At 61.2% G+C, this 18,139-nt stretch carries 21 protein-coding genes; 12 read left to right on the top strand and 9 right to left on the bottom strand.

The window, feature by feature from the left end:
- Nucleotides 1-34: 34 nt before the first annotated feature.
- Entirely contained in the window at nt 35-679 is a 645-nt protein-coding gene (locus RL_RS17810) for an MBL fold metallo-hydrolase (RefSeq protein ID WP_011652936.1), read from the bottom strand.
- A gap of 287 nt (nt 680-966) precedes the next feature.
- Here RL_RS17810 and RL_RS17805 point away from each other — a divergent pair, with 287 nt between their 5' ends.
- Both RL_RS17805 and RL_RS17800 read left to right on the top strand, forming a co-directional pair.
- Complete coding sequence (locus RL_RS17805; RefSeq protein ID WP_026159967.1) at nt 967-1,584, top strand: DUF1236 domain-containing protein; 618 nt, start codon at nt 967-969, stop codon at nt 1,582-1,584.
- Nucleotides 1,585-1,767: 183 nt separating this feature from the next.
- Complete coding sequence (locus RL_RS17800) at nt 1,768-2,037, top strand: hypothetical protein (RefSeq protein ID WP_003541697.1); 270 nt, start codon at nt 1,768-1,770, stop codon at nt 2,035-2,037.
- A 142-nt stretch (nt 2,038-2,179) separates the two neighbouring features.
- Here RL_RS17800 and RL_RS39865 read toward each other — a convergent pair whose 3' ends face one another.
- Nucleotides 2,180-2,335: a hypothetical protein gene (locus RL_RS39865; RefSeq protein WP_157865215.1), complete on the bottom strand. Its 156-nt coding sequence runs from the start codon at nt 2,333-2,335 to the stop codon at nt 2,180-2,182.
- Between the two features lie 265 nt (nt 2,336-2,600).
- Between RL_RS39865 and RL_RS17795 the strand changes: the two genes are divergently transcribed.
- Genes RL_RS17795 through RL_RS17785 form a run of 3 tightly spaced genes read left to right on the top strand, consistent with a single transcriptional unit; the run spans nt 2,601 to nt 5,195 of the window.
- Entirely contained in the window at nt 2,601-3,092 is a 492-nt protein-coding gene (locus RL_RS17795) for a MarR family winged helix-turn-helix transcriptional regulator (RefSeq protein ID WP_017989072.1), read from the top strand.
- Nucleotides 3,093-3,794 (top strand): response regulator, encoded by a 702-nt coding sequence (locus RL_RS17790; RefSeq protein WP_011652933.1) that lies wholly within the window; start codon nt 3,093-3,095, stop codon nt 3,792-3,794. It begins immediately after the preceding gene.
- A gap of 24 nt (nt 3,795-3,818) precedes the next feature.
- Nucleotides 3,819-5,195, top strand: coding sequence for an ATP-binding protein (locus RL_RS17785; protein ID WP_011652932.1), 1,377 nt, complete (start codon nt 3,819-3,821; stop codon nt 5,193-5,195).
- On the opposite strand, the gene RL_RS17780 is transcribed toward RL_RS17785, so the two are convergent.
- Complete coding sequence (locus tag RL_RS17780) at nt 5,192-5,650, bottom strand: winged helix-turn-helix transcriptional regulator (protein ID WP_041936408.1); 459 nt, start codon at nt 5,648-5,650, stop codon at nt 5,192-5,194. The two genes, RL_RS17785 and RL_RS17780, sit on opposite strands and share 4 nt — an antisense overlap.
- Before the next feature lie 34 nt (nt 5,651-5,684).
- Here RL_RS17780 and RL_RS17775 point away from each other — a divergent pair, with 34 nt between their 5' ends.
- Nucleotides 5,685-6,578, top strand: coding sequence for an oxidoreductase (locus RL_RS17775; protein ID WP_011652930.1), 894 nt, complete (start codon nt 5,685-5,687; stop codon nt 6,576-6,578).
- Between the two features lie 69 nt (nt 6,579-6,647).
- Here RL_RS17775 and RL_RS17770 read toward each other — a convergent pair whose 3' ends face one another.
- The 3 genes from RL_RS17770 to RL_RS17760 form a co-directional block, all read right to left on the bottom strand.
- Nucleotides 6,648-7,103 (bottom strand): BA14K family protein, encoded by a 456-nt coding sequence (locus tag RL_RS17770; protein ID WP_011652929.1) that lies wholly within the window; start codon nt 7,101-7,103, stop codon nt 6,648-6,650.
- Nucleotides 7,104-7,244: 141 nt separating this feature from the next.
- Nucleotides 7,245-7,460, bottom strand: a complete 216-nt coding sequence (locus RL_RS17765) for a cold-shock protein (protein WP_003561293.1) — start codon at nt 7,458-7,460, stop codon at nt 7,245-7,247.
- A 487-nt stretch (nt 7,461-7,947) separates the two neighbouring features.
- Nucleotides 7,948-8,838, bottom strand: coding sequence for a DMT family transporter (locus RL_RS17760; protein ID WP_011652928.1), 891 nt, complete (start codon nt 8,836-8,838; stop codon nt 7,948-7,950).
- A 98-nt stretch (nt 8,839-8,936) separates the two neighbouring features.
- On the opposite strand from RL_RS17760, the gene RL_RS17755 reads away from it, so the two are divergent.
- The gene (locus RL_RS17755) at nt 8,937-9,407 is read left to right on the top strand and encodes a hypothetical protein (RefSeq protein ID WP_011652927.1); all 471 of its coding nucleotides are present in this window, start codon (nt 8,937-8,939) and stop codon (nt 9,405-9,407) included.
- Between the two features lie 4 nt (nt 9,408-9,411).
- On the opposite strand, the gene RL_RS17750 is transcribed toward RL_RS17755, so the two are convergent.
- The 3 genes from RL_RS17750 to RL_RS17740 are packed head-to-tail and all read right to left on the bottom strand — an operon-like array spanning nt 9,412 to nt 13,765.
- Nucleotides 9,412-10,554: a PQQ-dependent sugar dehydrogenase gene (locus RL_RS17750; protein WP_011652926.1), complete on the bottom strand. Its 1,143-nt coding sequence runs from the start codon at nt 10,552-10,554 to the stop codon at nt 9,412-9,414.
- Between the two features lie 60 nt (nt 10,555-10,614).
- Nucleotides 10,615-11,388 carry a class GN sortase gene (locus RL_RS17745; RefSeq protein ID WP_041936407.1) on the bottom strand — a complete coding sequence of 258 codons (774 nt, stop codon included), beginning with the start codon at nt 11,386-11,388 and terminating at the stop codon, nt 10,615-10,617.
- Entirely contained in the window at nt 11,378-13,765 is a 2,388-nt protein-coding gene (locus tag RL_RS17740; protein ID WP_041936406.1) for a marine proteobacterial sortase target protein, read from the bottom strand. The genes RL_RS17745 and RL_RS17740 overlap by 11 nt, the downstream gene beginning before the upstream one ends.
- 384 nt (nt 13,766-14,149) lie before the next feature.
- Here RL_RS17740 and RL_RS17735 point away from each other — a divergent pair, with 384 nt between their 5' ends.
- The 5 genes from RL_RS17735 to RL_RS17715 all read left to right on the top strand — a co-directional run bounded on the left by RL_RS17735 (nt 14,150) and on the right by RL_RS17715 (nt 18,105).
- Nucleotides 14,150-15,352 carry a pyridoxal phosphate-dependent aminotransferase gene (locus RL_RS17735; protein WP_011652923.1) on the top strand — a complete coding sequence of 401 codons (1,203 nt, stop codon included), beginning with the start codon at nt 14,150-14,152 and terminating at the stop codon, nt 15,350-15,352.
- Nucleotides 15,353-15,452: 100 nt separating this feature from the next.
- Nucleotides 15,453-15,713, top strand: coding sequence for a type II toxin-antitoxin system Phd/YefM family antitoxin (locus RL_RS17730; protein ID WP_011652922.1), 261 nt, complete (start codon nt 15,453-15,455; stop codon nt 15,711-15,713).
- Between the two features lie 2 nt (nt 15,714-15,715).
- Nucleotides 15,716-16,102 (top strand): type II toxin-antitoxin system VapC family toxin, encoded by a 387-nt coding sequence (locus RL_RS17725; RefSeq protein ID WP_011652921.1) that lies wholly within the window; start codon nt 15,716-15,718, stop codon nt 16,100-16,102.
- 181 nt (nt 16,103-16,283) lie between these two features.
- Nucleotides 16,284-17,189, top strand: a complete 906-nt coding sequence (locus RL_RS17720; RefSeq protein ID WP_028740724.1) for a glycosyltransferase family 8 protein — start codon at nt 16,284-16,286, stop codon at nt 17,187-17,189.
- A gap of 46 nt (nt 17,190-17,235) precedes the next feature.
- Entirely contained in the window at nt 17,236-18,105 is an 870-nt protein-coding gene (locus RL_RS17715) for a hypothetical protein (RefSeq protein WP_011652919.1), read from the top strand.
- The last annotated feature ends 34 nt before the right edge of the window (nt 18,106-18,139 follow it).

The raw sequence follows: 18,139 nt of genomic DNA, 5'->3' as shown, positions 1-18,139 counted from the left end.
GGCGGGGCAGCTTGGCCGCCCGCCTGTCACGTCTTCAGATTTCCTTGAGAAAGGGATTGCTTCGCCGCTCGTCGCCGATGCGGCTGCCGGGGCCGTGGCCGCAGATGAAGCCGACGTCGTCGCCGAGCGGCAATACCTTGTCGCGGATCGAATCGAGAAGCTGCTGATGATTGCCGCCGGGCAGGTCGGTGCGGCCGATCGAGCCGTTGAAAAGCACATCGCCGAGATGAGCGAAATTCTGCGCACGGTTGAAATAGATGACGTGGCCGGGGGCATGACCGGGCGTGTGATAGACTTCGAATTCATGGGCGCCGAAAGAGATCTTGTCGCCGTCCTTCAGCCAGCGGTCGGGTACGACGTCGCGCAATCCTGATATGCCGTATTTTTCAGCCTGCGTTTCGATCCGTTGCAACAGCGGCAGATCGTCCTGATGCGGGCCGACCACGTCGATGCCGAGGGCCTCCTTCAGCTCGCTGGCGCCGCCGGCATGGTCGAGATGGCCGTGTGTCAGCCAGATTTCCTTGATGGTCAGGCCGTTCTGGGTAATCGCCTGCAGGATGAGCGGCACGTCGCCGCCGGGATCGACGACGACGCCTTCCTTGGTATCGGGATCGAAGAAGATCGTGCAGTTCTGCTGGAAGGGTGTCACCGGAATGATGCCGGCCTGGAGCATGCCCATATGTGCCTCGCTTCGTGTCTCTGTTGCTTCGGGTATAGTCCGAAACCACGGCAAGGACAGCCGGAATCTTCCGCCATTGCGGCCTGCCTCACGGCAAAAAGACGGACTGAAACAAGAGTTTATGCCTCTCTTCGCCATTGCCGTAGAGCGGAAAAATTGAATTTTGTTCAATTCTTCAAGGTACTTGGATGAAATCTCCCACAAGCGGCTTTTCGCTGGGCGGAGTGCCGGGGAACATCGTGGAACCCCGCGCGTTGTCAGCCCATCGAAACCAAGGAGACGCTCATATGACCTTGAAGAGAAATATTCTGTTGGCTGGAGCCGTGCTCCTGGCGAGCGGCGGTCTTGCGCAGGCGGAGATGATGGCGACAACGGTCAACGATCTCAACGTCCGTGCTGGCCCCGGCCCACAATATCCCTCGGTCGGCCTTGCTACCCGCGGCTCGACCGCGGTGCTCGACGGCTGCATCGAAGGCAGCCGCTGGTGCCGCGTCGACGTCAACGGCATGCGCGGCTGGGTCTATGCGGATTATCTGCAGGTCGATCATGGCGGCAGCTCTGTCATCGTCGAACAGCACCGCGCCGAGATCGGCGTTCCCAGCGTGACTTACGAGTCGACCGCGAGTGTCGTTCCGGCCGAGCCACAACCGGCGCCGGGCGACGAGTTGCTCGGCCCTGTCGGAGCGGTCGAGACCATCACCCCGCCGGAGACGGTCCGCACCTATATCGACACCAATCCGGGCCAGGCGGTGCAGCTTGGCGGCGATGTCGTCGTCGGCGCTGAAGTGCCTGCAGACGTCACCTTCCAGACGATTCCCGACTACGAGTACCGCTATACGAGGATTAACGATCGGCCGGTGCTGGTCGATCCCGGTACACGCCGGATCGTCTACGTCTATCAATGACGTGATCGACAGAAACTGAGGCGAGGCGGACGTCGGACCGCCTCGTTCCGGGGCGCTTCTCCCTGCCTTAATCCCGCATCGGTTGATATTTCTTAACGCTTTCCTCCAAAATATGATAATATACTAATATGTCGAAGGTTCGGCATGGATCGGCGATCGGGGAGATCGCCAGAGGAGGAAATCATGGAAGCGCTACTTCCGCTCATCACACAATTGATTGCCGGTGCAATCGGCGGCAACGCCGCGAGCGCCGCTTTGAAACAGCAGGCGATCAACGTCGTCGCCCGTACGATCGCCGGTGCGATCGGCGGCGTTGCCGGCGGCATGCTGCTCAGCATGGTCGGCGGGGAAGCGGCTATGACCGGCCTGATCGCCGACGGCATCGGCGGTCTGATCGGCGGCGGCATTCTCTCGACGCTCGCCGGACTGGTCATGGCACGGGCGCATAGATAAAAGGCCCGACGGGTCTGTATCTACAGCGCCGCGCGTCTTTTCGAGAGCCGCAACGGACGCGGTAGCACTTTGAACTGTTGCATCCTTAAATCGATTCCGATTTTAGGAATTATGCAGTGGCCGGGCCGATTGCGTGAGGGCCTTATCCGGCGGCGATCGCCGCCGGATAGACTTCCTTCATGTCGTCGTTCATCAGTGTTTCGAGATCGTCGATGAGCGCGCTCGCCTTCGAAGACGGCGTTTGCATATGCAGGCCGTGGGTCAGCACGTGGATCTTGGCGCCTTTCCAGGCGACCATCCCTAACCCCCTCCGGCGCTTCACGCGCCATGCCTGTTGATTGTTGTCCCCATTACGTTTTATCCACAGACGCAAGGGGAAATCGCGTAGTGCGTCGGAGTGCCGGACGGGCCTTGTTTTCTGGGGAAATGCCAGGGAAATGAGAGGCCGTGCGGGGCTCCCGCAGAGTTCGCGGAAGCTAATAGCGACGCAAATTTATGTCAATAAAGCTGACATATCTTCGCGAAAGCTTCCGGCAGCGCGCGGAAAAGAAAGGAAATGCCGAGTGTCACGACAGACCGGCCCGAAAGCAGGCAAGCCAGAGCCGCTAGCCACGCCGATGGAAGATACTGATATCATCGATTTCGAGATCATCGAGCTGTTCTTCTTCGCCTATCGCGACTTCGTTTCCGATCCTGACGCTATCCTCGAAAAGAGCGGCTTCGGCCGGGCGCATCACCGCGTCGTGCATTTCGTCAACCGCAATCCCGGCATGACGGTAGCCGATCTTCTCGAAACGCTGAAGATCACCAAGCAGAGCCTTGCAAGGGTGCTGAAACAGCTGATCGACTCAGGCTATATTCGCCAGGTGGCAGGTCCTGAAGACCGGCGGCAGCGCAAGCTCTATCCGACGAAATCGGGGCGAGAGCTGGCGCTTGCCCTTGCCGAGCCGCAATCGCGCCGCATTGAGCGGGCATTCGAAGGGGCTTCTGCGGAGGTGCGGGAGGGCGTAAAAGCTTTCCTCAGCGGCATGCGGGACAGACAGAAGGCGGATTGAATGGCGGTCAAGACAGATATTTCCGACGATGCGGCGCACTTGCTGGTGGTCGATGACGACTCCCGCATCCGTGCGCTGCTCAATCGCTATCTCGCCGAAAACGGCTTCCGCGTCACCGTCGCCGCCGACGGCGCCGAGGCGCAGCGCAAGCTTGCGGGTCTCGACTTCGACCTGATCATCATGGATGTGATGATGCCCGGTGAATCCGGCATCGAGGTTACCCGCGGGCTTCGCGCCATCAAGAACGTCCCGATCATCATGCTGACGGCGCTGGCAGAATCGGGCAACCGCATCGAAGGCCTCGAGGCGGGCGCCGACGACTATCTTTCCAAGCCCTTCGACCCGCGCGAACTGGTGCTGCGCATCAACAACATCCTGCGCCGCAACGCCGGCGGCGAGGGACCGAAGATCGAACAAGTGATGTTCGGCCCCTACACCTTCTCGCTGACCCGCAAGGAGCTGAAGAAAGCCAGCGAGGTGATCCGGCTCACCGACCGCGAGCAGGAGATCATGCTGCTCTTTGCGCGGCGCGCCGGCGATACGATCCCCCGCCATGAACTGATCGGCAACGATACCGAAGTCGGCGAGCGGACGATCGACGTGCAGATCAACCGGCTGAGGCGTAAGATCGAGGACGATCCCGCCAATCCCGTCTGGCTGCAGACCGTGCGCGGCATCGGATACAGGCTGAGCATCGACTAAACTCAAGGTTCGGGACCGGCGCTGATGGTGACCATCGACAGCTTGCGGCGGGAAGACCGCACTTCTGCGCCGGGCTGGCGCTCGATCGTCCGCTGGCTGCGCCGGCGGTTGCCGACCGGCCTTTACGCGCGCTCGCTGCTGATCATCATCATTCCGATGGTGCTCTTGCAATCCGTCGTCGCCGCCGTTTTCATGGAGCGCCACTGGCAGATGGTAACGGAGCGGCTGTCGCTTGCGGTTACCCGTGACATCGCCGCGATCATCGAGATCATCGAGACCTATCCGCAGAATTCGGACTATAGCGAGATCATCCGCATCGCCCGCGACCAGCTCAGCCTGCAGATCTCGATCGAGCCGGACGGCGATCTGCCGCCACCGCGCGTCAAGCCGTTCTTCTCGATCCTCGACGGCATCCTCAGCGACGAGATCACCGACGAGATCCATCGGCCTTTCTGGATCGACACGGTCGGCAATTCGAACCTCGTCGAGATCCGCATCAAACTCGACAACAAGATCCTGCGGGTGCTGACCAAGCGCAGCCAGACCTATGCCTCGAACACACATATCTTCATCGTCTGGATGGTCGGCACCTCGCTGGTCCTGATCGGCATCTCGATCCTCTTCCTGCGCGGGCAGATCCGGCCGATCCTGACCTTGGCACGCGCGGCCGAAAGCTTCGGCAAGGGGCAGAAGCCCGATAATTTCTATCCGCGGGGTGCTGACGAGGTCAGGCGCGCCGGCCTTGCCTTCATTCTGATGCGCGAGCGAATCGAACGACAGATCGAGCAGCGCACCGCGATGCTCTCCGGCGTCAGTCATGATCTGCGCACCATCCTCACCCGCTTCAAGCTGCAGCTGGCGCTGGCCGGCGACAATCCCGACCTGCATGGCCTCAACGACGACGTCAACGACATGCAGACCATGCTGGAGGCCTATATGGCCTTTGCACGCGGCGAGGTCGAAGAGGATGTCGGCGAGCTGAGACTCAGTGAGATCTTCGCGAAGCTGGAATCCGATTTCGCCCTGCACGGTAAAAAATTCAGCTATTCGATCGAAGGCGATGACGATATTTCCGTCAGGCCGAACGCCTTCATGCGTCTCGTCACCAACCTTGCCTCGAATGCGCGCCGGTATGCCGATAGGCTCGACATCGAGGCCAAGCACAATGCCAAATGGCTGACCGTCATCTTCGACGATGACGGGCCTGGCATTCCCGAAAAGAACCGTGAGGACGTGTTCAAGCCGTTCTTCCGGTTGGATACGGCGCGCAATCTCGATGCATCAGGCACCGGGCTCGGCCTGGCGATCGCCCGCGACATCGCCCGCAGCCACGGCGGTAACGTCACGCTCAGTGACAGCCCGCTCGGCGGACTGAGGGCAACGATCCGCATCCCGGCTTAGCCACGGGCGGCTGTCAGCTTCACGGCTTTGCGTGCATCGAAATCGTCGAGGTGTTCGACGATCCAGCGCCAGAGCGATACGACCTGCATGAGGAGGTCGTGTCCGAGCGGCGTCAACTCATATTCGACGCGCGGCGGCACTTGGGGATAAAGCGTGCGGATGACGAGGCCATCCCTTTCGAGGGTGCGCAATGTCTGCGTCAGCACTTTCTGGCTGATGCCCTCGACCCTCTCCATAAGGCGCGAGAAGCGCAGGGGAGCGCCGGCATCGGAGAGCACATGCAGGATGCGCAGCGGCCATTTCGCCGCCGCCCGTTCGATCAGTTCACGGGCCCGCCCATCCTGTTCCTCCGTCATGCTGCTGCAGAAATCGAACATGTCGCTGCTCACGTCAGTTACCTCAAGGTGTGTATAGATCGTCTGGGTACCTTCTTTCGATTGGATACAGTAGACCATACATGAGCCGGGAACCAAAGAAGGAGGGTTTCCGATGTTCAGAGTCTGGTTGATTACAGGGAGTTCGCGCGGTCTCGGCCGGGCGCTGGCGGAGGCGGTATTGGCCGCCGGCGACAATCTGGTGGCGACGGCGCGCGATCCCGGCCAGCTTGCCGATCTTTCCGAACGGTATGGCGATCAGGTGCTGACGCTGGCGCTTGACGTGACCGACGAGGCGGCGGCAGCGGCGGCAGTCAAGGCTGGTGTGAAGCGGTTCGGGCGCATCGACGTGCTTGTCAACAATGCCGGCTACGGCAATGTCGGCTCGATCGAGGATACCAGCCTTGCCGATTTCCGAGCCCAGATCGAGACCAACCTCTTCGGCACGATCATCATGACCAAGGCAGTCATCGCCCTGATGCGCGGGCAGGGGGCGGGGCACATCATCCAGTTCTCATCCGTCGGCGGCCGGATCGGCCCTGCCGGGCGCGGCGCCTATTCGGCGGCGAAATTCGGGGTCGAGGGCTTTTCCGAGGTGCTGTCGAAGGAGGTCGCGCCGTTCGGCATCAGGGTGACGGTAGTCGAGCCCGGCGGCTTCAGGACCGATTTCGCCGGCTCCTCGACGGTGCTTGCCGAAGGGCGGCAGGACTATGCGGAGACGGTCGGCGCCACGGTGCGCTTCCAGCGTGAATATGATGGTCGCCAGCCCGGCGATCCTGCCAAAGCAGCGGCGGTCGTCATCCATATCGCCGGTCTCGACGAGCCGCCGTTGCGGCTGCTGCTCGGCAGCGATGCGGTCCACAATGTCGAAAAGGCGGATGCGGCGCGTATCGAAGCCGATCGGATGTGGCGCACCGTGAGCGTCTCGACCGATTTTGATGCCGAGGCCGGCGCCATGCCCCAGATCAGGATGATTTTGGGCCCGATCGGCCTAAAATCTGAATCCTGACCGGCTGACGCAGGCCGAAACAAAAGCGCCGCTGAAAAGCGGCGCTTGGCATGACGGATTATGGAGAGATCAGCCGGCGGTGCAGAAGTGGCTGCGACCGTCATTGCCGATGTAGGTGCCGCTGCGCGGATCGAAGGTGCGGTAGCGGTAGGAGCAGTAACGCTGCCATTGCGGCGACCAGGGCTCCACCGCCGTGCGGACCGGCTCGTAATATTGCGGCTGATCGACATAGACGCGGCGCGGGGCGCGATAGACCGGAGCGGGCTCGTAGTAATCCGGCTCGTAGGCCGGGTCGATGTAGCGGCGCTCTTCGTAAACCGGACCGTTATTGGCATTGGCGATGGCAGAGCCGACGATCAGGCCGGTGGCAAGGCCGACGGCGCCGCCGACCCACGCATCGTTGTTGTCGTGATTGCCATGGCGCCAGTGGCGATCGCGGGCCGACGCTTCACCGATGGCGGAAAGCGTGAGTGCGGCAGCGGTTGCCGTCAGCAGAAGGGTCTTGGCGAGCCTGTTCATAAGCATAAATCCTAATCCCGGGAACCGAACGCCGGTCCCTTTCTCGATGGTCACAGTCGTACAGATTTGTAGCTGAACGAAGGCTGAACAACAAAACCCGGCATTGCTGCCGGGCTTCAACTCGAATTCGCCAGCCTTGTTAAGGGTTCAGCCCGCAATCTGCAGATTGACGGCCTTCGGGCCCTTGCCGCGGCGATCCGGCTCCGTGTCGAAGCTTACCTTCTGGTTTTCCGTCAGACCGGCCAAGCCGGAGGCCTGAACGGCAGAAATGTGAACGAAGATATCGGCGCCGCCCCGGTCCGGCTTGATGAAGCCGAAGCCTTTGTCGGTATTGAAGAATTTTACAGTGCCAGTCTCTGCCATGCCTAAGGTCCTTTTCTCTCTGCCCGCCATCCACACGGGCAGCATCATAGCATTGCCTCCTTGCGGGAGGTGTTAGAAGGCAATTCTTGAAATTTGAGAAAAAGGTCCCCTCTACCTCGGCCTGTTCCAGGCAGGACTTTCGCCCGCCATTTTCGGAACCGGCTGACCGGAATATTAGCGTTCCCGGCGCGCAAATACTTAAGGACTTCCCATGCTCGCAAAATGCCCGAACGGGCTGAGAGTGCTGCGTTTAAAGGATTTTGGCAAGCAAAAGTTTTTTAACGTGTCGTTCGGGGCACACCCCTGCCGATATCCAATTTGCGCAAAAACGCGAAAAATTCCTTCGCCGATAGGGGATGATTAACGTTTTATATCGTCTGCAATATAAGTTCCGAGCAGATTTTCCCAAAAATGCAACGTGAACGCGTCTCCCGCATCCGATAAATTTTTTCTCGGATGAGTGACTCACCCATATTTGGACGCGTGTTCACGTGGCTGGCAGGCGTCGGCGGGTCAATCCCGGCACGAGTTCGACCACAAGCATAGCGATAAACATTAGCGCGCAACCTGCATAGCCTGTTACCGGCATCGTTTCGCCGAGCAGCAGGGCTGCAAGCGAGGCACCGAAGAGCGCTTCAGAAGAAAGAAAGATCGCGGCCTGCGAGGGCGTCGTGTAGCGCTGGCCGATCACCTGCAGCACGAAAGCCACGCCCGAGGAGAAGATGCCGACATAAAGGATCTCCGGCGCCGCGGCCTGTATTGCCGAAAGGCTGACAGGTTCGACGACTGCGGCAACGGCCAGCGCGCAGACTGCGGTGACGGCAAATTGCGTGGCGGAGAGTGCGAGCGGCCTTCCGGTCTCGGAAACGGTCGTGCCGGCAAGGGTGATCTGAATCGCCCAGAAGACGGCACAGACGACAGTCAGCAGATCGCCAGGTGTCAGTGCCGAGAGATGGCCCCCAGACAGGAGATAGATGCCGGTGACCGCCATCAGCGCCCCCGGCCAGATGATCCAATGCGGGGCACGGCGCAGGAAGAACACGGCGATAACAGGCACGAAAACGACGTAGAGGCCGGTGATGAAGCTGGAATTCGTCACCGTCGTCGTCTGCAGTCCGACTTGCTGCGTGGCTGCGCCGCCGAAAAGGGCAAGGCCGATCAGGATGTAGAGCTTCGCATGGCGTGCGCTGGTCTTCTCCTTTGCCTTGCGCGCTTCAAAAAGGACGAAGGGCAGCACGGCCAGGGTGGCGACGGCAAAGCGCAGACCGATGAACCAGAAGGGGCCGATCGCCTTCATGGCCGTCGACTGTGCGACGAAGCCGCCGCCCCAGATGGCGGCTGCAAGCAATAGGAGGAGGTTCGCCTGAACGCGCGTCATGTCGTCCTCGATGGGAAGGAGATGTGCCCGAGCGGTTAGCAGTTGCGTTTGCTTTCGGCAAGGGTGAAGACTTCGTGCCGGTTGACGGAGGTGAAGACATGCGAGGCGAAGAACGGAAGCCGGCCGGCAGTGCGGCGGCGCCTGGGACGGGAGGCTATTCCGGCACGCCGCTCGTCAGGAAACTCGGCCTTGCACAGGGGCAGGCAGCCGCTCTTCTCGACATTCCCGAAACGATCGGTGACATCAATGGTTTCGCCGGTTTTGCTTCGGTCGTCCATGCGCTTCCCGAGACGCCTCAGCGTGCATTCGAGTACGTGCATCTGTTTACGACAGAACGTGCGGCGCTGGAGGCCATCGCGCCCGCGCTTTTTTATGTCCTGAGACCGGACGGTATGGTCTGGATCTCCTGGCCGAAGAAGAGTTCACGGGTTTCGACCGATATCACCGAGGACGTGCTGCGGGAGGTTCTGCTCCCAACCGGTCTGGTCGACGTCAAGGTCTGCGCCATCGACGAAATCTGGTCCGGGCTGAAATTCGTCATCCGCAAGGAATTGCGCGGCTTGCTGTGACGTCTCAGCCGTTTCGGGCTTGCGCTCGGGAGATCCTGAGCAGCGCGCCATTGTCCTCGTCCGTCACCATCAGCAGGGCGCCGTCCGGTGCAACGACAACGTCGCGGACGCGGCCGTATTCGCCCTCGAACAGGCGCTCTTCGGTGACGAAGGCGCCTCCGTCGTCACGCTGCATGCGCGAGAGCAGCTGGAACTTCAGCGCCGCGACGATGAAATTGCCGTCCCATTCCGGGAACATGGCGCCGCGATAGACGACGAGCGCGCCAGGCGCAATCGAAGGATCCCAGTAATGCAGCGGCTGTTCCAGCCCTTCCTTGGCGGTGCCTTCGCCGATCTCGGCACCCGAATAGTCGCGGCCATAGGTGATGATCGGCCAGCCGTAATTCTTGCCGGCCTCGGGCTGGTTGATCTCGTCGCCGCCGCGCGCCCCGTGTTCGACGGTATAGAGCTTGCCATCCTTGGCGTCGAAGGTGATGCCCTGCGGGTTGCGGTGGCCTTTCGACCAGATTTCCGGCAACGCCTTGCCCCCGTCCTTGAATGGATTGTCGACAGGAATGCTGCCATCGGCATTGATATGGATGATCGAGCCGGCATCGTCTTGCCAGTTCTGCGAGCGGTCGCGGTTGCCGCGATCACCGACGCTGATGAACAGCGTACCGTCACCTGATATCGCGATACGCGAGCCGTACTGGATATTGCCTGACGTGAAGCGCCGCATGCTGAAGATAGGCGTCACGGCGTCGAGTGTCTTCTCGTCAGTGGAAAGCGTGGCGCTGAAGGCTTCGGTGCCGGAGCCCTGGCTGTTGGCGATGGCGGCGGTGAAATAGAGTTTGCGAGATGTCGCAAAGTCCGGCGCGAGCGCCAAGTCCATTAGGCCACCCTGGCCACGGGCACTGACCTTGGGCACGCCGCCGATGGGCTCGGAGACCTTGCCGTCGCGGACGATGCGCATGCGGCCCGGCCGCTCGGTGACGAGATAGGCGTCATCGGGCAAGACCTCGACCGCCCAGGGATGTTCGAGGCCGTCGGCGAGCTTGTCGACACGGACGGCGAGTTCCTGCGTGTTGACGGTGTCGGCCGCATCAGCGGACACCGTGCCGAACAGAACCAGCGCTGCGGCGAAATGGAAGGCGGACATTCTCTTCATCTTGCATCCCCGTCGTCTCTCCAGGCTGAAAGTGGAGCGGGCAGGGAAGGGCTTCAACCCTCATTCGACCTGCAATAACGGCTTTGTGTTTACCGGTTGAACTGAGCCCGTCGCCTGGTCGTCGACCAATTCTGCCTCGAGGATGTAGCGCAACGGTCCGCGTTCGGTGGCATTGAAGGGCCAGCAGGTGGTCAGCACCAGGCGGTGGCCATCGGAGGAGGGATCTATGCCGTTGGCATCCCACGGGGCGATGCGGCCCTGGCCGGCCTTGAAGGTCAATAGTTTGCCGTCGCGGCGCGTGATCTCGATCGTATCGCCGGGCCTTATATATTGCAGCCAGCGGAAATGCGTGTCGCGATGGGCGGCGATGACGGAGGTGCCTTCCTCGCCGGGCTGCGGCGTGTTGGCGAGCCAGGCCGGACCGAAGGCCAGAGCCTCACCAGAGGCGCCGGAGAGCACGATCGCCTCCTTGCCAAGGCGCGGGGCGCGCACCTTGGCCTCCGTGGTGAAATCCGCCCAGGGCCAGGGTTTTGTCTCTTTCCCCTGAAGCTCCGCGGCGAATGCGCGTTTCAGCAGGATCTGGGAGAGCTCCGCTTTCGCCTTCAGCAGGAAACCGTCGCCGATCAGCGCCAAGCCATAAAAGGCAAGGCCGGCGATGGCAAAGGCGATTGCCTTTTCGATTGAGGAAAGACGCCAGAGGAAGAAACCCTTCCGCTGGCGAGGCTTCGGCATGTCCTGGGCCGTGGCGGCGGCCATGGCGAGTTCCAGATAGGTCGGAAGCGGCTCGAATTCGGCCGCTTCCTCGTTCGGGCTTGCGGAGAGCCTAGAGACCATTTCGCTTGGCTCCGACCGCGATAATGCGCTTGAGGCGCCGCCGCCAGACGGCCAAACCGCTTGCCGCCGTCAGCGCCAGGAGCAGCATGGTCAGCCCGCGGATGATCTGCTCGTCAGCACGCGTCGCCGTCTGCGGCAGGTTCACGATCGAGCTCTTCTGCGCGATCATGGTGGCCGCCTTGGCGGTCGGGGCTGCGGCCATCATGTTTGCGATCTCAGGCGATGCGGCGAGATCCTGTGTTTCGGCTGCAGCCTGCTCCGGTCCGGCGCTTCCTGCCGGCGTAGCCGAGCCATGGCGTTCTGCGCCGCCAAGAGGGGCAACGTTTTCGCCGAAGACTTTATCGAAATCCCAACCATCCGGCAGGTTGAGCGGCAGCTTGGCCGAGCCGAGCGGCTGATCGGCCGGGCGCGACGGGGTGACATCGACGGCAACCAGGCTTGTGACGCGGGAGACGAGATGGTGGGCGAGCGCCACCGTCTCGATATCCTTGTCGAGCGCGGCCGGATCCTGACGCTCATAGGCGCGCGCCTCGAAATCGTCGATCTTGCGGCGCGCCCAGAGCTTGGAAATGCCGCTGCCGTCGGCGGCGTTGGCGATATCCATCTCGACGCGCCAAGGCTGGTCGCCTGTCTTGCCGATGATCTGCAGCTTGCCGGCCGGCTTCTCCTCAGGCAGCTCCGCGGTCAGCACGACGGGCTCGCCGCTGTAGAGGTCCGGCATCGGGTTCGGCGTGATATTCTCGGCTTCGATGCCTTCGAAGGTGGCAGTGATATCGGTCATGGCTGGGTTCTGCAGCTTGGCGAAAAGCTCGCCCATGCGGCTTGCCACCTGGTCGGTCGAGCCGATCGCCGTGAAGGTGCCACGGCCGATTTCGGCAGCCTTGGTCATGAAATAGGTGTTCGGCGCCGAGCCGATGCCGACGGTGAAGACGCGGGCATCGCTGCGATTTGCGGTGATTTCCTGGAAGAGCTGCCGTTCGTTGCCGATCGCGCCATCCGTCAGGAAGACGACCTGACGCAATGCTCCGGTTGCGACCGGTCCCTGGTTGCGCAGCGCAGCCTGCAAGGCAGGCAGCATTTCCGTGCCGCCGTCCGCGGTCAGGCCTCTGACATAGGCGATCGCCTTTTCGCGGTTGTCAGGCGTCGCGGCGACGAGGCCTTTGAAATAGTCAGTCATCGTATCGTCGAAACGGATGACGTTGAAGCGGTCGTCGGGATTCAGCTTGGAGATGGCAAGCGCCAAGCTCTGCCTCGCCTGCTCGATCGACGGGCCGGACATGGAGCCGGAATTGTCGATGACGAAGACCACTTCGCGTTTTGCCGGCGGCGCTGCCGTATCCGGGGCCGTGGGCGGGGTGACGAAGGCGAGCAGATAGGTCTTACCATCAATCACTTCGCGGAAGAGGCCGGCGCTCGGCATCTTTCCGGGAGCGGCCTTCCAGGTGAGTTCGAAATCCTTATCGGCGGGAACGGTGTCCGCCTTCAGGCTGATCGTCCTCGCCTGGTCGCCGTCCTGGCTGACATCGACCGCGTGGAAGGACGATTTGACATCGCCGAGCGGGAAACCGGCCCGGAGGTCGACGGTCAGCGAAACCGGATTGATCCTGGCGTTCTCACGCGGATCGAGCACGGGGGCTTCGATCTTGTCACGGTTTTCCACCGGGTCGCGCGGCGTCGCGAAACCGGCGCCGTTGTTGAACTCGACAGTCTGGACGATCGGCGCCGGATTATAGCGCGGAGCGACGACCATCGGGAAGCGCAGCGAGAACTCGCCGCCCGACTGGTGGATGGTCTGCTGGTATTCGATCTGGACGACGATGGTTTCGCCGGGACCGATATTGGCGACCTGGTTGGTGAAGATGTTCGGCCGCTGCTGCTCGAGCAACGCCGTCTTCTTGCCCTCGGCCTTGGCCTGTTCGTAGATCTCGCGGGCTTCCTGTCGCGGTTTGATCTGGCCTTCGATGAAGCGTTCGCCGATCTGCATTTTCAGCGCGTCGACGGCAGAATTGTCCGGCAGCGGGAAGACGTAGGTGCCTTCGACCCAACCCTGGCTCGGATTTTGGAAGCGCTGCGTCACCTTCACTCTGGCGATAGGACCGGAGACATCGATGGCGACATCGGTCTTCAGCCGCGGCGCTTCGACATAAAAGCCCGGCTCCTTCGACGGAAAGAGCAGCGAGCCGCTATTGACGTCGTTCGGCCGGACAAGCGCTGCGAGCTGGACGGATGCCTGCGGCGTCTGCCCGGCTTGGGCGGCGGAGGCAAGCCCCAGTATCGCGGCGATGCAGGCGGCAAAGGCGGTGACGGCAACAAGGACTGAAACGGAAATTCGGCGCGCACGAATGCGCCCTATGATAAACTCATCTTCCAGAAACATTGGCATACCCTCAATAACCAATTTCGGATGCCGGATGATGCGGCTTCGATCTCGGCGCGCTCGCGACGGAATTGCGGCGTGGCGCGGCATTTGTTGCGGCTTATTCGTGGCAATGGCCGAATTCGACGATGCCACTGATTTCAGGGGATAAATCCGGATGACTTCAGAGATTGATTCAAGATCTTCGCCTGGCGTTTCGACCGCGTGACGCAAGCTTCTCCGAAGGGGGCGGCATGCCGGGTGGGCGGCGTGGCGAACCGATCAATAAGAATCATGCCACCATGACGCCTTTCCGCTTGAAATGCCGTCATACATTGGACATAGAGCTAACCGCAGAACTCCGGTCCCGGCTTTCTGCCCGTTTCAACCATTAGGACCGTTATCATGGCTTTCCTTGCCGATGCTCTTTCCCGTGTGAAGCCTTCAGCCACCATCGCCGTCTCTCAGAAAGCGCGCGAGCTGAAAGCAAAAGGACGTGACGTCATCGGCCTTGGCGCGGGGGAACCGGATTTCGATACGCCCGATAATATCAAGACGGCCGCCATCGACGCGATCAACCGCGGCGAGACGAAGTACACGCCGGTTTCCGGTATCCCGGAACTGCGCAAGGCGATCGCCGCCAAGTTCAAGCGCGAGAACGGCCTCGATTATTCCTGGGAGCAGACGATCGTCGGCACCGGCGGCAAGCAGATCCTTTTCAACGCCTTCATGGCGACGCTGAACCCCGGCGACGAAGTCGTTATCCCGGCGCCTTACTGGGTTTCCTATCCTGAGATGGTGGCGCTGTGCGGCGGCACACCGGTTTTCGTTTCGGCCACCCAGGAGCACAACTTCAAGCTCCAGGCCGCCGATCTCGAAAAGGCGATCACGCCGAAGACCAAGTGGTTCATCTTCAACTCGCCGTCCAACCCGACGGGGGCGGCCTATACGCAGGACGAGCTGAAGGCGCTGACGGATGTGCTAATGAAGCATCCGCAGGTCTGGGTGCTGACCGACGACATGTACGAGCACCTGACCTATGGCGACTTCAAGTTCGTCACGCCTGTGGAAGTCGAGCCGAAGCTCTACGACCGCACGCTGACGATGAACGGCGTCTCCAAGGCCTATGCGATGACCGGCTGGCGTATCGGCTATGCGGCCGGTCCGATCCAGCTCATCAAGGCCATGGATATGATCCAGGGTCAGCAGACCTCGGGTGCGACGTCGATCGCCCAGTGGGCGGCTGTCGAAGCGCTGAACGGCACGCAGGGCTTCATCCCTGCGAACAAGAAGATCTTCGAAGGTCGTCGCGATCTCGTCGTTTCGATGCTGAACCAGGCCAAGGGCATTGTCTGCCCGGTTCCGGAAGGCGCCTTCTATGTCTATCCGTCCTGCGCCGGCCTGATCGGCAAGACGGCTCCGTCGGGCAAGGTGATCGAGACGGACGAGGATTTCGTTTCCGAGCTTCTGGAAACGGAAGGCGTCGCCGTCGTTCACGGTTCGGCCTTCGGTCTCGGCCCGAACTTCCGCATCTCTTACGCCACTTCGGAAGAGCTGCTTGAGGAAGCTTGCCGCCGCATCCAGCGCTTCTGCGGCGCTTGCAAGTAAGCGGTTCTCAAAAACACCAATCGAGGCCTGCTGGCGACGGCGGGCCTTTTTCTTTGCGGCGACATTGACGATGTAGCTGCATGTAGCTACATTTGCCTCCATGAAGACCGTTTCCATCCGTGATGCGAAGAACCGCCTGACCGAACTCGCCCGTGAGGTCGAGGAAGGGGAAACCATTGTCGTGACACGCAACGGCCGGCCGGTGTTCGATCTCGTGCCGCATCAAAAACGCGGCGGTTTGAACCTGGAGGCCGGCGAAGCCTATCTTCGTTCCAAGGGTATCACGCGGACGGAGATGTATATCGCCGACGACTTCGACGATCCGTTGCCGGAAGATTTTCTTCTCAAGCCGCTGCCGTGATCATGCGTGTGCTACTCGACACGCATATGATCATCGCAATTGTCCAACGAAAGCTGACGGACCGTTTTCCTGATGTCCAGCGTGTGCTTTTGGACGCGGCGACCGAGGGTTTCGTCAGCGTCGCTAGCCTTTGGGAAATCGCGATCAAGACACGACTTGGCAAGTTGCAGCCGGGACTAACCCTGGACGTTATTCCTGCCTACCTGCAGGGCACCGGGCTGAAGATCCTGCCCATCGATATCGCGCACGTCATCACCGCTGCCGACCCCGAGCCGGAGACGCGCGATCCCTTCGATCGCTTGCTGCTCGCTCAGTGCAAGGTCGAGGGACTGCAGCTTGCGACAGTCGATCGGCTGCTCGCGGATCATCCATTGGCGCTGCGGCTCTAAGTTCACGTTCCGATTCAATATGCTCCTCATCTGAATCCGCTTTGCCTCGCAAGTCGTTGAATTCCGATTCAAAACGTGACGCAGAGCGACGGTTCGGCGGGTGATCTGCGGTTGCGGGTTGGCATCAAACCAACTAGATATCCGGCATCAGTTTAAGTCGCCGCTTCGGGAGGCCGGGATTTTGCAGCAGAGTGCCGTGATCGTCTGTTCGGATGTCAACATGCTGCCGGCCGCCTGCTGCACCCTGCTTTCCGTCAAGCGCAATCTCTCAAGTGCCACTGTGGAGTTCCTGCTTCTCGGCATCGACCTCAAGCCGAACGAGATCGCCGAGGTCGGAAATTTCGCACGGCTGCACGGCATGGCAATCAAGGTTCTGCCCTACAATACGCCGGATACGGCGCTGCAGGCGCGGGGCCGCTGGTCGGGCGCGACGCTGGCGCGGCTCTACATGGATCTGCACATTCCCGATCATGTCGAGCGGCTGCTCTATCTCGATGCCGATGTGCTTGCGGTTGCGCCGGTCGACGACCTCTTCGCCATGGATTTGCAGGACAAGGCGCTTGCTGCCATAGACGATTATGTCATGGCCTTTCCCGAGAAGGCCGGCGCACGGCAGCGGAAGATCGGCATGCGCGAGGGCGGGCGCTATTTTAATGCCGGCGTGCTGCTGTTCGACTGGTCGGCCTGCCGGTCGAGAGGGCTTTTTGCCAGGACACGGGAGATCTTCGAGGAGCGGTCGCATCTTTTCGAGAATAACGACCAGGATGCGCTGAACGTCACTTTCGATGGCGACTGGCTGGTGCTCGATCCGCGCTGGAACACGCAGACCGGCCTCCTGCCTTTCGTCGGCCGGCCGGCGATTATCCATTTCACCGGCCGGAAAAAGCCGTGGCAGGCAACTGTGCCGTGGGTGCATCGCCGAATGGCCAAGCGTTATGCCGAGGATCTGGCCAATACGCCATGGGCTTCCTTCTGCAGGCAGCCGTCGATGACGGGCCGGATCGCGGGGTTCCTTTCGCATTTGGGAAAGCGGATCGGCGGGCTGGCGCGGCTGGCGCGGACGCGCGCTTATTTCAGCAACAGCTAGTGGGACGGCAGAGCGCATCGTCCTTGGAAAGTGCATGTGAGCCGATATGGAAGCAATCCCCAGCGACACGCAGAGTGCCGCCGCCGCAGATGGCGGCTTCAACGTCCTGACGCCGGAGGCGTGGAAGGCGCAGTTGTCGCACTATTCCCACGTCGTGCTGGTGGCAAACAGCGAAGCCGTCGACTTTAAACGGCTGCGAAGCGAATTGCCGGAGACGGCTCTCTACGTCTTCTTCAACAATGTCTATAAGGTGCTCGACGAACCCTTTGCCGGCCATGCGGTGCTGTTTGCCCGCAGCGGCGTGATGGGCGCCAATATCGTCCACAGGCGCGAGGCGGCGGATGTCCTGCGCTTCTTTGCCGGCGACGATTTTTTGGGCGTCGTCAACATTCGAGTCTCCCCGGAGGAAAACTTCAGCGAGGAGGGCCGCTTCGAAGGCGCTGAAACCCGTCACCTTGATCTGACGAAAATGCTCGTCGACCTCTATCCGGTGGGCAAGATCGCGACGAGTGGTTTTGCGGTGGCGCTGTGGCTCGCCGAGCTGCAACTGCCGGGCAAGATCCTGCTTGCCGGTTTTTCGGCGAAGAGGAGCGAGAAGTGGAAGGTCTTCGACGTGCACGACTGGACGTTCGAGCAGATCTTCCTGCGTCTCTTTGCACGGATGGGCACGATCTCGATGATGGGCGGCGTGGATGCCAGCCCCTATGCGGCAATTGCCAGACGGTTTCCACAGGTGCCGCCGATCGAGATCGCGATGACGGCGGCCGAAGTCCTGTCGGAACGGCTCCACAACGCTAATAGCCAGATCGACAGGCTCATGTCCGTCACCAAATCCATCCGCGCCATCGAGGGTTTCTTCCGGCGCTTCAAGCCGAAAACCCGCAAGCAGCGTTTCCTCGAAAAGTCGAAGGAATGACTGTCGAAAGCTCTCCCCAAAAGGCGGGGGCTGT

This window comes from Rhizobium johnstonii 3841 (genome assembly GCF_000009265.1).
In the GTDB taxonomy this organism is placed as follows: Bacteria; Pseudomonadota; Alphaproteobacteria; order Rhizobiales; family Rhizobiaceae; genus Rhizobium; species Rhizobium acaciae.
The sequence above is the reverse complement of the archived record's forward strand: the minus strand, read 5'-3'. Positions and strand labels throughout refer to the sequence as shown.